11 protein-coding genes and 1 pseudogene are annotated in these 13,796 nt (G+C 33.5%); 5 read left to right on the forward strand and 7 right to left on the reverse strand.

Going from position 1 to position 13,796, the window contains the following annotated elements:
* The first annotated feature begins 184 nt into the window (after positions 1 to 184).
* Both AC2A1D_RS03110 and AC2A1D_RS03115 read left to right on the forward strand, forming a co-directional pair.
* Entirely contained in the window at positions 185 to 1,561 is a 1,377-nt protein-coding gene (locus AC2A1D_RS03110; RefSeq protein WP_484042207.1) for a DUF1800 domain-containing protein, read from the forward strand.
* A gap of 37 nt (positions 1,562 to 1,598) precedes the next feature.
* Positions 1,599 to 2,786: a DUF1501 domain-containing protein gene (locus AC2A1D_RS03115; protein WP_484042208.1), complete on the forward strand. Its 1,188-nt coding sequence runs from the start codon at positions 1,599 to 1,601 to the stop codon at positions 2,784 to 2,786.
* A 68-nt stretch (positions 2,787 to 2,854) separates the two neighbouring features.
* Here AC2A1D_RS03115 and AC2A1D_RS03120 read toward each other — a convergent pair whose 3' ends face one another.
* From AC2A1D_RS03120 to AC2A1D_RS03135, 4 genes are all read right to left on the reverse strand, one after another.
* Entirely contained in the window at positions 2,855 to 2,995 is a 141-nt protein-coding gene (locus AC2A1D_RS03120; protein WP_484042209.1) for a hypothetical protein, read from the reverse strand.
* 46 nt (positions 2,996 to 3,041) lie between these two features.
* Complete coding sequence (locus AC2A1D_RS03125; protein ID WP_484042210.1) at positions 3,042 to 4,058, reverse strand: helix-turn-helix transcriptional regulator; 1,017 nt, start codon at positions 4,056 to 4,058, stop codon at positions 3,042 to 3,044.
* A 272-nt stretch (positions 4,059 to 4,330) separates the two neighbouring features.
* On the reverse strand, positions 4,331 to 4,663 hold the full coding sequence (locus AC2A1D_RS03130; protein WP_484042211.1) for a HopJ type III effector protein: 333 nt from the start codon (positions 4,661 to 4,663) through the stop codon (positions 4,331 to 4,333).
* Positions 4,664 to 4,672: 9 nt separating this feature from the next.
* Positions 4,673 to 5,089, reverse strand: a complete 417-nt coding sequence (locus AC2A1D_RS03135; protein ID WP_484042212.1) for a hypothetical protein — start codon at positions 5,087 to 5,089, stop codon at positions 4,673 to 4,675.
* Between the two features lie 453 nt (positions 5,090 to 5,542).
* Between AC2A1D_RS03135 and AC2A1D_RS03140 the strand changes: the two are divergent.
* From AC2A1D_RS03140 to AC2A1D_RS03150, 3 genes and pseudogenes are all read left to right on the forward strand, one after another.
* Positions 5,543 to 6,926, forward strand: a pseudogene (locus tag AC2A1D_RS03140) (RtcB family protein).
* 255 nt (positions 6,927 to 7,181) lie between these two features.
* Positions 7,182 to 7,787: an REP-associated tyrosine transposase gene (locus AC2A1D_RS03145; RefSeq protein WP_484042213.1), complete on the forward strand. Its 606-nt coding sequence runs from the start codon at positions 7,182 to 7,184 to the stop codon at positions 7,785 to 7,787.
* Positions 7,788 to 8,736: 949 nt separating this feature from the next.
* The gene (locus tag AC2A1D_RS03150) at positions 8,737 to 9,384 is read left to right on the forward strand and encodes a hypothetical protein (protein WP_484042214.1); all 648 of its coding nucleotides are present in this window, start codon (positions 8,737 to 8,739) and stop codon (positions 9,382 to 9,384) included.
* Between the two features lie 124 nt (positions 9,385 to 9,508).
* Here AC2A1D_RS03150 and AC2A1D_RS03155 read toward each other — a convergent pair whose 3' ends face one another.
* The 3 genes from AC2A1D_RS03155 to AC2A1D_RS03165 form a co-directional block, all read right to left on the reverse strand.
* Positions 9,509 to 9,943 (reverse strand): cold shock domain-containing protein, encoded by a 435-nt coding sequence (locus tag AC2A1D_RS03155; protein ID WP_484042215.1) that lies wholly within the window; start codon positions 9,941 to 9,943, stop codon positions 9,509 to 9,511.
* A 253-nt stretch (positions 9,944 to 10,196) separates the two neighbouring features.
* Positions 10,197 to 12,398, reverse strand: a complete 2,202-nt coding sequence (locus tag AC2A1D_RS03160; protein WP_484042216.1) for a polyribonucleotide nucleotidyltransferase — start codon at positions 12,396 to 12,398, stop codon at positions 10,197 to 10,199.
* A gap of 156 nt (positions 12,399 to 12,554) precedes the next feature.
* Positions 12,555 to 13,727 (reverse strand): acyloxyacyl hydrolase, encoded by a 1,173-nt coding sequence (locus tag AC2A1D_RS03165; protein WP_484042217.1) that lies wholly within the window; start codon positions 13,725 to 13,727, stop codon positions 12,555 to 12,557.
* Positions 13,728 to 13,796: the final 69 nt, after the last annotated feature.

The following is a 13,796-nucleotide window of genomic DNA, read 5'->3' on the forward strand; positions in this document are numbered from 1 at the left end:
AAAAACCAGTATTTTACAAAAACGAAAATAAAAACGATTTACCTTAAGAAAAACAATAAAAAATCTGATATTTTTCACCTTTAAACTTAATGATACTTCATTATTGATTTAATTAATATTAAATTAATGCTACATATTTTAACTTTAGCTATTAAAAAAATATCCAACTAAAAAAAAGATTTCTATGGGCGAGTTAAATTTCATCAATAATAAACATCTTCTTTGGCGTGCCGGTTTTGGCATTGGTCTTTCGCAAGTTTCAGATTTAAAAAAGATGAATAGAAAAGAGCTTTTAAAAGAACTTTTCACAGAAGATCATTCGCAAACCATAGAATACACAACTGCAGATATTGAAGCAGAAGAGTATACGGCAGCAAAAGCAAATGCTGAAATGCGAAGCCAAATTCAGAAAACCAACCAACGCCAAAATCAGGAGCTCAATCTTAATTTTCTAGAAAAAATGGTAAATTCTAAAAACCAGCTTCAAGAGAAAATGGCTTTTTTCTGGCATGGTCATTTTGCAACACGCATCAACAATCCGAAATTCAACAAACATCAACTTAATATCATTCGAAAACATGCTTTAGGAAATTTCAGAGAACTTCTTTTTGAAGTAAGCAAATCTCCCGCAATGCTGAGCTTCCTCAATAATCAACAGAATAAAAAGGGACATCCTAACGAAAATTTTGCCCGTGAAGTAATGGAACTTTTCACAATGGGGATAGGAAATTATACCGAAAAAGATATCCGCGAAGCTGCAAGAGCCTTTACAGGTTGGGGTTTCGACAAAGTAGCTAATTTCATTGAAAGAACTAAACAACATGATGAAGGCACAAAAACTTTCCTCGGAAAAACAGGAAACTTTAGCGGAGACGATGTTTTGAATATTATTTTAGAACAAAAAACAACTGCAAAATTCATCACGACAAAAATTTATAAATTTTTTGTGAATGAAAAAACTGATGAGACCATTATTAATCAATTAAGCGACAGTTTTTACCGTTCAAATTATGACCTCAAAAAACTAATGCGCGAAATTTTCGAAAGCGACTGGTTTTATGATAAAAAAAACATAGGAAATCGGATAAAATCTCCCACAGAATTGATGGTCGGAATGATGAGACTTCTTCCCATGACGATACAAAATCCTGAAAATTTAATTGTTTACCAAAAACTTTTAGGTCAAATGCTTTTGTACCCGCCCAATGTTGCAGGTTGGCCAAGTGGAAAATCTTGGATCGACAGCTCAACTTTAATGTTAAGACTTCAAATTCCGCAAATCTGGTCTGGATTACGACCTTTAGAAGTTGCGCCTAGACAAGACGACGATATTGATATGGGAATGAAATCTCGAGAAGCGATGAAAAAATCTTTCAACAACCCAAATATCGAAATTGATTGGGCAAAAGTAGAAAAAGCCTTCAACAAAAAGGATTGTGAAGATTTTTTACTTTCTAATCCCGAAAATTTGAATATGAAAACGGTTCAGAATTTTTCTGATAACAGTTTAAAAATGAACATCATCAACCTCATGTCAACACCAGAATATCAATTGATGTAACGTGTTTCAAGATTTGTTTTAACCAAAAATCAAAGTCATGATTATTAAAAGAAGAGAATTCCTCAAAATAAGTTCGCTTGCGACTGCTTCATTTCTCATGCCCAATTTCCTTAAGGCAATGACGCTTAATGAAGCTCTAAACCCAAGCCAAAAAATATTAATCGTTTTACAATTTACTGGTGGAAACGATGGCTTGAACACGATTATTCCGACAAGAAATGATATTTATTTTAAAGAAAGAAATACGATTTCGATTAAAGATTCTTTAGCCTTAAATGATGAAACCGGGATCAATCCTGCGCTTTCCTATTTTAAAGAACTTCATGACAATGGCGAATTATCTGTTCTAAATAATGTTGGCTATCCCGATCCCAACAAATCCCATTTCAGAAGTATGGATATTTGGCATTCTGCAAGCCGAAGTGATGAATATTTAGAAACCGGTTGGCTCGGAAGATTTTTAGATGAAGAATGCTATCGTTGCGAACACCCAACTCAAGCTTTGGAAGTTGACGACATGCTGAGTTTAGCTCTAAAAGGCGACAACAACAAGGCTTTCGCCTTTAAGGATCCGAAGAGATTATACCAAACCAGTCAGGAAAAATATTTTAAATCTTTGTATGACGAACATCATCATGACGACGAAACAGTTTCTTATCTGTACCAAACTTTAGGCTCTACCATCAACAACGCCGAATATATTTTCGAGAAAAGTAAAGCAAAAAAAACAGACCAAACGTATCCCAATTCTCAACTTGGGAAAGACTTCAAAACCGTTGCTTCCCTGATTAAATCAGACATCAATACACAAGTGTATTACCTTTCTATTGGAAGTTTTGATACACACGTAAATCAAAATGAAAGACAACAAAAACTTTTTGGCGACATTAATGAAGCTGTAAAATCTTTCGTTGCGGATATGAAAGCCAACGGAAAATTCAACGATATTTTATTAATGACATTTTCGGAATTTGGAAGAAGAGTTTCCCAAAACGCAAGCAAAGGAACCGACCACGGCACAGCCAACCAAATGTTTTTCATTAGTGGAGGTTTGAAAAAGAAAGGAATTCTAAATGCTCTCCCCGATTTACAAAACTTAAATGAAGGCGATCTAATCTACACCGAAGATTTTCGAAAAGTATATGCCACTGTTCTTAAAAATTGGCTAAATGCAGATTCTTCCAAAGTTTTAGGATGGAAGAACGGAGTGTATGATTTTATTTAAATCTTTACATCAAAATCTAATACAATAATTACCAAAAAGAGACCGCATTTGCAGTCTCTTTTATCTTTTTAAATCTGAGCTTTTGGTTCAGGAATCTGTGGTTGTGTAGATTTTTTCTGGTCTAATTTTTCTGAGATTTTCTTTACGATAAACTCAATCACCAAAGGAGTAACCAAAGCTACAACGGTGCGTAATATTCTGCTTTTCATAATAATTGATTTGTAAGCGATATTACAAGTTTCAAGCCATATTCAATTAGTTCTCTTCATTATTTTGAAGTTGATAGTTGGCAAACGATTCTTTCAATGATTTTTCAATTCTTCGTCTTAAAATATTAGGTTTTAAAACGGTTATAAATTCTCCTAAGCCAAGAATCATCCTTTCCAGTTCAAAATTCAGCTGAACACAAATTTTAAAAGTTGTAGAATCTTCATCTTCCTTTAAAATAACTTGCGAATGATGAAGTGGCTTTGTAATTACATAAGGAGCGTGTTTTGCATTAATTTTAAAAATCACATTCTGTGGTCGCTGACTTTCCGAAACCGTAACGCCAATTACCTCTCCAAAATATCTGTCGAAATCACATTCTGTATCAAAATATTGAATTTTTTCTTCGTGATTAATTTCCAAAATTCTATCAAGAGCTAAGTTGTACATTTTCTGTTTGTGCCAACAAATTAAAAACCAACGGTTGTTATACTCTTTCAAAAGTTGAGGATGCACAATCATAAAATTAGCATCTCTCGCCTTAAAACTTTTGTACAAAATCTTTAAAACCTTTCTATTGACAATGCTTTCATACAAAACATCAATAAATTCTAAGCCCTTCAATCGTTCATTTTTATCCAAATGAATGACCGATTTTTTCTGTGTCGACTGAATAGAATCCTCCAATTTCTGAATAACACCATTCATATCTTTAAACATCGAAAAATCTTTAAACTGCTTCAAAATTTGCACGGCATTATTCATCGCTTTCAAATCGTTTTCATTTACCGAAATTTGATGAATACTGTATTCCGGGTCGCTGTAGCGGTAATATTTTCTTTCGTAAACCTCAATTGGCGCTTCGTAGCCAAATTTTTCGCTTCGCATATTCTGCAAATCAAGCTGAACTGTACGTTTACTCACGAAAGATTCTTTTCCTTCGAACTCAAATAAAGCTTCGGAACATTCATCAATTAAATCTTCCAGCGTATATTTTCTGTACTTATTTTTCAGACACTTGTCTAAAGCTTTGTAGCGAATAAGAGCGTTTTTATTGGAGGACATTTTTTGAGGTTAAGGTTAAGGTTAAGGTTAAGATTGAGTTAAATTGATTCAAGAATATAAAACCTGTAAAAATTCCCCTCCTTTGGAGGGGTGGCGAAAAATCTAAGATTTTTTGACGGGGTGGTTAAAATATAAAGCTTTTTTTTCAACACCAATATGAAATTAATTCTAAAAACTTTTAGGAACCATTCATTATTAATTTTTATCTACGATAAATCCTTGCGTCTTATAAATTTGAGTAAAAAAAGTTACGCTTTGCATTTAACCCAAATTTATTTCCTCGTCAAAGCCTTCCCTTCAAAAGAAACTCCGTCCCAACCGAATTGTATGAAGTTTCTGATGTTTTGATGGTCTGTTCCTTCTGGATTTTTAAGCACATCTTCTCTGTAAAATTCACCGAAAAGATTTAAAGTTTCTTGTTGTGAAAGACTATTCAATTCTGCAAAACTGAAAACTTTGCAAGAACCATTATTTTGGTTGGCTTCGTTTACCGTATTTCCGTTGGTAAATTTTGTAGGCGTGAAATCGTAATGTTCATCGATAAAAGCGATAACATCTTTAAACTGAATTTCCTCTGCCGATTTTTCTAATTGTTCGAATAACATAATATAATTTTATATGTGAATAAATTGTTTTTCCTCGTTAGTTAAGTTTTCTAATCTAATTTCTATACTATTATAAAATCCATCAGATTCTACACATTCTATATAAACATCTCCATTAAAAGAATTAAGGTTGCTTTTAAATTTTTCAGGTATTTTAATTGTAGGAAAACTTTTTTTGTAAAATTCGTAATTTGAGGTTATAATGATATGAGATGTGTATAATTTCTTTCCAAGCAAATTGTTAAAACCAAAAATAAAAAGTGCATCTTCCAACATCACTAGATCAACTCTCTTAAATCTGTATTCTGCATTCCTTTTTCCCGTCACAAAAGTGAAGCATTTTACATTTTCAATCTTATTTAAAATACAAAGATCGCTTCGCAATAATCGCCACATAAAATCTTTTACTGATTTTGACTTTTGCATTTTAATAAAAAATATAACACAAAAAAACAAAACAAAATAAAGAACCAGAAAATAAACCATCTTTATTGTTTACATTAATAAAATACTATCGAACAAATTAAAACCTCATCCTCTCACTACACACCATAAAAAATCAAAGTTTTTTTTTAAACTAATAGCTGTTAAATACCCTAAATCATGTAATTAAAAACCGATATGACTCATGTCTTAAAAAATTCTCATGTCTTTTATCGCAAATTAAATTCAAAAATAATTAAAAAAATTTTTACTACGCAAAAAGATTGCACACTTCAGTATTTACTTTGCACTTAGAAAATGAGAAAACAACTTGTCTTTGCGAGCGAAGCAAAGCAATCCATTAAAAACTAATGAAAAAAATTCAAAAAATTGCTTCGTCGTCCCTCCTCGCAATGACAAAAAACAGGCAAAAACGCCCAAATAAAAACAAAAACAATGAACACAATTACAGGAAACGAATTGATTGCTTTAGGATACAGACCGGGAAAATGGTTTGCCGAAGCTTTGGAACATATTAATAACAACAACTTGGATGAAACCCAAATGATGGAATATTTGGAGCAGTTTAAAACACCAGACCCAATTCCGTTACATAAAGTGGCGAAAGATTTTGTCATTAACATAAGAGCAGAACACGAAAATGAAACCGATAATGTGGAAAAAGTAATCAACACGATGAAAGTTTTGATGAAAACACCTACTTTGGTTCATGGTGCGATTATGCCCGATGCTTGTCCGACTGGTCCTGAAGGTCAGATTCCTGTAGGCGGTGTTGTGGTGGCGAAAAATGCGTTGCACCCAGGTTTTCACTCCGCAGATATTTGTTGCTCTGTGATGTTGACGGATTTTGGGAAAACTCATCCGCAAGAAGTTTTAGATGCAGCCCATTCTATCACGCATTTTGGATATGGAGGAAGACCAAGAGGAGAGCAAATGGCGATGTCTCAAGAGTTGATGGGTGCTTTCAGAGAAAATGATTTTTTAAATGATGAAAAATTAATCAGCATCGCACGTTCACACATGGGAACTCAAGGTGATGGAAACCACTTTCTTTTTGTAGGAACATCAAAAAAAAACAGGAAATACAATGATGGTAACGCATCACGGTTCCAGAGCTCCAGGAGCTGCGTTGTATGATAAAGGAATGAAAGTCGCCAATCGTTTCAGAATGGAACTTTCGCCAGAAACTTTAAAAGAAAATGCATGGATTCCTTTTGAAACCGAAGAAGGACAACAATATTGGAACGCCTTACAATTGATTAGAAAATGGACCAAAGAAAACCACGAATCTATTCACAACGCGACTTTAGAAAAGCTGAATATTGAAAAACAAGACAGATATTGGAACGAGCATAATTTCGTTTTCAGAGATGGAGATTTGTTTTATCACGCCAAAGGAGCAACGCCACTTGATGATAAATTTATGCCCGATATTACGGGTCCAAGATTGATTCCGTTGAATATGGCAGAACCTGTTTTGATTGTTCAGGGAGCAACCAACGAAAGAAATTTAGGATTTGCACCTCATGGAGCAGGAAGAAATTTCAGCAGAAGTTTTCATAAAAAATCTTTGGCGCATAAAACCACAGAAGAAATCTTCGCAGAAGAAACTCAAGGAATTGACGTTCGTTTCTTCACCAATGATATCGACATCTCTGAATTGCCAAGCGCCTACAAGTCTGCCAAAAACGTAAGAGCTCAGATTGAAGAATATGGTCTTTGCGAAATTCTAGATGAAGTAATGCCTTTCGGATGTATTATGGCAGGAGACGTGCAGAAAAATGCGCCATGGAAGAAAAAGAAGAAGTTTAGAAAATAGTTAGGAGATTACGGGCTGCCGTAATCTTTTTTTATGGAGAAATCATATATTTGGGAAAAACTAATTTCAACACATTCTGAAAATCACCGCTGCGCAAAGTCTCCTGACTTTGAGCAATATCAACTCAAACAAATTTTCGTACACAGCTGCGCAAAGTCTTCCGACTTTGAGCAACACAAAGCCAAAACAAATTTTCTTAAATTTATCTTCGCTACTGAAAGTCCCCGACTCCACAACATTTAAAAACAAAAACAAATGAAAGAAGGCTACACTATAAAAGATCAGGAAAAACCGCATTTTATTACCTGTACAGTAGTAGATTGGATAGATATTTTCACAAGAAAAATTTATAAAGACATTGTAATTTCCTCTTTAGATTATTGTATAAAAGAAAAAGGAATGTTATTGTTTGGCTACGTCATTATGAGCAATCATATCCATTTAATCGTGCAATCGAAAGATGGCAAATTATCAGATCTGATTAGGGATTTCAAAAAATTTACGAGCAAAAATATTTTAGAAGCAATACAGACAGAGCCTGAAAGCAGAAGGCAATGGATGCTTGACTTATTCAAAAAAGCTACAGAAACTCATGGTAGAAATAAAAACTATCAGTTTTGGCAATACGGAAATCACGCAGAAGAAATATACACCCTACATTTTATGTGGGATAAATTGAACTACATACACCTAAACCCGATAAGAGCGGGTATTGTTGAAAAAGCACAACATTACATCTATTCTTCAGCAAGTAATTATGCAAATGACAAAGGATTATTAAAAGTTGAACTGGCAGATAATCCTATAATTGATATAATAAAAAAGAATGAGTTTTGGAAGTATAATAGCTATGATGAATAGCATGCACAAAGTCGGGAGACTTTGCGCAGCGGGGTGTTATTTTAAACGAATTTATGATTATTTTTGAAAATAGGCTCAGATTATAAAATCCAAGCCTAACTTTTCTACTTACACACTTTACGGGATAGTGTCAAATAACAATAAAATAAAGTATTATGAGTTTAAATTTTTTTATGCTAATTGTGGCGGTTGTATTGATTATTACAATTAGTATTGGTAAGTTCAATGATTTGCTGTACTCTATTATACAATTTATTTTAGGACTAGTAGTACTTCACTTATGTTGTGACTATTATTTGGATAATGGTATTTTTCATAAAGAATATCCTCACGCTAAAGAAGGGGCTATAATATATTTGGCAAATTATATTTTTTATAGTACACTCTTTTTTTCTTCTTCTTTATTTCTTTTGTTTATAAAAAAAGAAAATAGGAAAAAAAAATATTTCGTAATCCCTGCAATTGTATTTGTTTTAATTTTATTTGTAGTCATTTACATTGAAAATTCTTTTAATTCCTTAGCATTTTTTTTGATAAGTTTGTTTATATCATTTTTCCCATTATATTTTTATTCGTATTATTTAAAGTTTTTGAAAAAATAATTTTTTGAAAAAACACCTTTCAATATTAATTTTACTTTTAAGCATAACTTTTAGTTTTGCTCAAATTCCTCGGCACGAATCCCTTCGTGTGGTTTTTTTTTTTAAAAAGCAATTTCTAAAATTGTATTATTTTTTACCTTTATAAAAATCCTGTGGAAGCAGGTTTGGTTTTTCGAGCCGAAGACTATAGATACAGCAGTGCTGTAGACTATTCTGATGAAAAAGGTTTGTTAGACAACATTGTAGTTTTTAGAATGTTTGATTTCTAAGAAGTCTGACCACACGAAAGGATTCGTGCGGCAGCAGGGACGATAATTTACCTAGTTTTAAATATAAATTTTAGTATTATGAGTACAACAATAAAATACACCAACCTATTAGGCAAAGATATTACATCTCAACAAGTTAGTAATATGAAAGAATATATAGAAAATGTTTTTATAGGAACTCTTTTAAAAAAGAAAGAAACATTAAGGTATATTAAAAATTGGGACAAACTAAGTAAAAAAATTGAATATTATTTAGAGGCTAATGAAAATTTACAGAATGTATTGAGTACAATTATTAGCCAAAATAATCCAGATAGAATAATAATTTTCACCAAAGAAAATGAACAATATGGTTTTGCTCAATGGAGATGGAGAACGTATAATAATTTAGCTCAAGAACAAGGTTTTGGCGGGCTAAAAGTATTGGACAATAAAAATAGAGAGATTTTTTCTTGTAATTATTCTGGAAATAATGCTTACGAAACTGCGACTAAAAATCTATATGAAAATCTTGTAGACAATGCCTCTGAAGATTTACTTTTGACTGTAAAATATGATATTCTAAATAACGAAATCTGGATTACTGATATTAATCAAAAACTAGATTATGGTAATTTTAAACCTTTTGACCCTGATTATATGATTCTATTAAACCCTTCATTATGGTCTTCGCATTCATATTATCATAGTCATTTACCTATTTTACCAAACTCTACAACAGTTTAATACTCATTTCATATAAATAAATGATAACCCCACCGCTGCCGTACGATTTTATCGTGTGGCTTTCTCTTTTAAAACAACTTTCTCAAACCAAAAAAAAGAGCTTCAAATGAAGCTCTTTTATATCTTATTTCACAATCTTGATGTCGATTGCTGAAAAACCTTTCGGCGACTTTTCTTTTTCGTAAGAAACTTTGTTCCCTTTTTTCAAAGGTTCTGTAGCGTTATTGGTATGGAAGAAAATATTCTCTTTCGAGTTGTCTTCTGTAATAAATCCGTATCCTTTTTCGCTGAAGAAAGTAATGATTCCTGTCTTTCTTGGGTCTTCAGCCTCAATTGGCGCTGCCCCAAGACGAATATCATCTAGGCTAATCTCTACTTTTTCTCTTTGATCTGGTGGTGTAGAAGTAAGTTGCCCGTTTTCGTCAACATACATAATCATATCATCCAGACTTTTGCCTTTAGCATTATTTTCCTTACGCTCTTCACGACGAAGAGCTTTTTCTTTTTGCTTTTGTAGTTTTTTCTTAAAGTTTTCTTTTTTGGAGAAAGAATCTGCCATATATTTTTAAAAATTTAAATTGTAAAAAATAATTTCAACAACCTTTGTTGAAAAGTGATTTTAAATTTTTGTCGGAAATCTAAAATATTTTTCAGTAGTGAAAATTCAGATTGCCGGCGCATAAATTCGGCAGTGAGAAAAATGAAAACTGAGGGAGTGTAATGAACAGCAAAGATATGAAAAAGAATTTAAAGCATAACACTCTATTACACAACAAAAAACCACCGGAGCAAATCCGATGGTTTTCATTATTTTAAGCTTCTTCAGTAGGAGCTTGGTTTTCCGCAGGCTTATCACCTTGTGGTTTTCCTTCTGTTTTTGGTTTCCCTTCAGGTCTTGGAGGTCTTGGTAAAAGAACTTTTCTAGAAAGTTTCATTTTCTTACGGTCGTCATAACCCATAAATTTCACCTCAACTTCATCACCTTCAGCATAAGGAACTTTGTCTAATCTCTTCCACTCGATTTCTGAGATATGAAGAAGACCTTCTGTACCTTTAGCAATAGCAACGAAAGCTCCAAAATCCATTACTTTTACTACTTTACCATTGTAAACTTCTCCTACAACTGGTACGAAAGTAATTTCATTAATTTTAGCAACCGCAGCATTGATTTTTTCTCTGTCAGTTCCTGCGATTTCGATACGACCGATTTCTCCAATTTCTTCAATTGCAATAACCGTTTCTGTATCTTTTTGCATCTGCTGAATGATTTTTCCACCAGGCCCGATTACTGCACCGATGAATTCTTTAGGAATTTCCATTACCACCATTTTCGGAGCGTGAGGTTTCACATCTTCTCTTGGTTCAGCAATCGTTTCCGTTATTTTATTTAAGATATGTAATCTTCCATCTTTAGCTTGCATAAGAGCTTTTTCCATGATATCCATAGAAAGCCCTTGGATTTTGATGTCCATTTGGCAAGCTGTGATTCCGTCTGCAGTTCCTGTTACTTTAAAGTCCATATCACCTAAGTGATCTTCATCTCCTAAGATATCAGAAAGTACAGTCCATTTTCCAGATTTTTTATCGGTAATTAATCCCATTGCGATTCCAGAAACTGGTTTCGTAATTTTCACACCTGCGTCCATCAAAGCCAATGTTCCTGCACAAACTGTTGCCATTGAAGACGAACCGTTAGATTCAAGAATATCAGAAACGATTCTGATTGTGTAAGGATTTTCTGCAGGAATTACAGCCTGTAAAGCTCTTTGAGCTAAGTTTCCGTGACCAACTTCTCTTCTTGAAGTTCCTCTTAAAGGTCTTGCTTCACCTGTAGAGAATGGTGGGAAGTTATAGTGTAAGAAGAATTTTTCGTCGTGCTGAGAAATTACGCTATCAACCATATTAGCATCTTTTACAGATCCTAAAGTAACAGCAGTTAAAGACTGAGTTTCCCCTCTTGTAAATACTGCAGAACCGTGCGCTCCTGGAAGATAATCGATCTCTGACCAGATTGGACGAATCGTTTTAGGATCACGCCCGTCTAGACGAATGTTGTCTTCTAAAATCATTTGACGCATTGCTTCTTTCTCTACGTCGTGGTAATAAATTTTTACGAAAGGTGTTACTCTTTCTAGCTCTTCAGCATTATCTACATACTGAGCAAGGAATTCTTCACGTACCGCTTTGAATTTTTCTGCTCTTTCTTCTTTGCTTGAAGGTGTTTTTGCAACTTCAAATACTTTATCGTAAGTTTCTTTCCAAACTTTTTCTCTGATTTCCTCGTCGTGAACTTCGTGAGAATATTCTCTCTTAGGGAAAGCTTTTCCTACTTTTTCTGCTAATCTTTCTTGTGCTTCGATTTGTTTTTTAATCTCTGCGTGAGCGAAAATAATAGCTTCTAACATTTCTTGTTCAGAAATTTCTTTCATTTCACCTTCCACCATTACGATAGAGTCTTTTGTAGCTCCTACCATAATGTCTAGATCTGCTTTCTTAAGGTTTTCGTAGCTTGGGTTGATGCTTAGTTCACCATCAATTCTTACGACTCTAGCTTCAGACATTGGTCCATTGAAAGGGATATCTGTAATTGCGATTGCCGCTGAAGCAGCCAAACCAGCCAAAGCTTCAGGCATTACTTCTTTATCATAAGAAATCAAAGAGATCATTACCTGTACTTCTGCGTGGAAATCTTCAGGAAATAACGGACGTAAAACTCTGTCCACCAATCTCATTGTTAATACTTCATCATCAGAAGGCTTTGCTTCTCTACGGAAGAAGTTCCCAGGAATTCTTCCACCTGCATAGAATTTTTCTCTATAATCTACCGTTAAAGGTAAAAAATCCACACCAGGATTTGCTTCTTTGTTGGCTACAACAGTTGCTAAAAGCATTGTTCCGCCACATCTTACTACTACAGATCCATCGGCTTGTTTCGCCAATTTCCCCGTTTCGATAGTGATTTCTCTTCCGTCTGCAAGAGTAATCGTTTCTGTAAACGCTTGAGGTATACTCATAAATAATTTTGTTTAAACACTCCGTATTGAGTGCGATTTATATAAATTCGTCTAAAAATTCGTTTGCAAATTTAAGCTATTATTTGGTAAAATAGATTTTATTTAAAGATTTAGCCTATATTTTATCTTTTCTACATGATAAATATTTTCAAAAAACTACTTCCGATTTTTCTTTTTGTAAAGAGTATATCCCAATCTCCACTCTAAATAATCTGCAACATGGAAATCTGATGCACGTATTCCAAATGAAGCAGAAAGCCTGTCTGTAATCTGATATTGCAAAGAAACTCTCTGAAAAATCATATTCTCGTCGTATTTTCTTGTTGTTTTAAAAGGATAAACTCCTAAACCAACGTTCACGTACATTTTTCCTATCATCAAACGATACGTAGGAACTACGCTTATCAATAATCTATCATGGGAAAATCGCTTCTTTTCGTATAATGTACTATCTACAACATAACCTTGATGATTGTATTCTTCGTCATAGGTAAGCCCAACTCCTACTCCATATGCAGATTTATTGGAGTATTGATGCATATATAAAGCATCACCACCATACACATTATAATTGTAGCCTTCATACATTTTCAAGTCGAAACGGTTATCGCCTCTGTAAAATGTATCTTTTCTTGATCCAAAAACTGAAAATTCTAGAGTATTATGTTTTTCTACCGGAGTGGAAACAGTATCTGAAACGATAGGTTTTGCTCTTTCAGGATAATAAACAAGGCTTAGTTGCGCTGCAGCCATATTCAAACCTTTGTTGGGCATTTTTGTAGACCCGTTGGAAAGGTGATTGAATTTTACATTCAGACCTAGATCAAAATGCTCCCCAATTTCATACTGCAAACCAGTTCCCAAACTGATAAACATATTTGTTTTCGAACCTAAGGTAATATTGTAAAACTTATTATCGAAATCGTATTCGTTAGAATTAAAAGACATTCCTAAATTTACGCTATGCATCCATTTTAGGCGATTCCATTGTTTTAATTTCGCATTATAAACACCGTAAAAACCATACGGACTTCCCATATCTTTCCCTTTCAACAAATCAAGTGCAAAAAAACCAAAACCAAATTGCGGATAATTATATAATTTTTCCCATTCACGGCTTCCGTCTGTTTGCTTTAAAAACTGAACATTGTATCCCGTAAAAGCTTTGTGTCGGTAAAAATTGAGTTGTTCATTGGTAGGAATAATTCCACCATACTCAAAACCTCCGGAATATGCCCATTTACGATGTTTTAAACTATCTAAACTTTGAGAAAAAAATAAAGAAACTGATAAAATAACAGCACAAAAAGTAAAAATTCTTTTATTCACGAACATTTTAATTATCGAAGTGGCAAATGTAATAATATCTTGATATATTTTGGTGAAAAACAGCAGTTT

The sequence above is a fragment of the Chryseobacterium sp. HNCC26DJ239 genome (assembly GCF_057180445.1).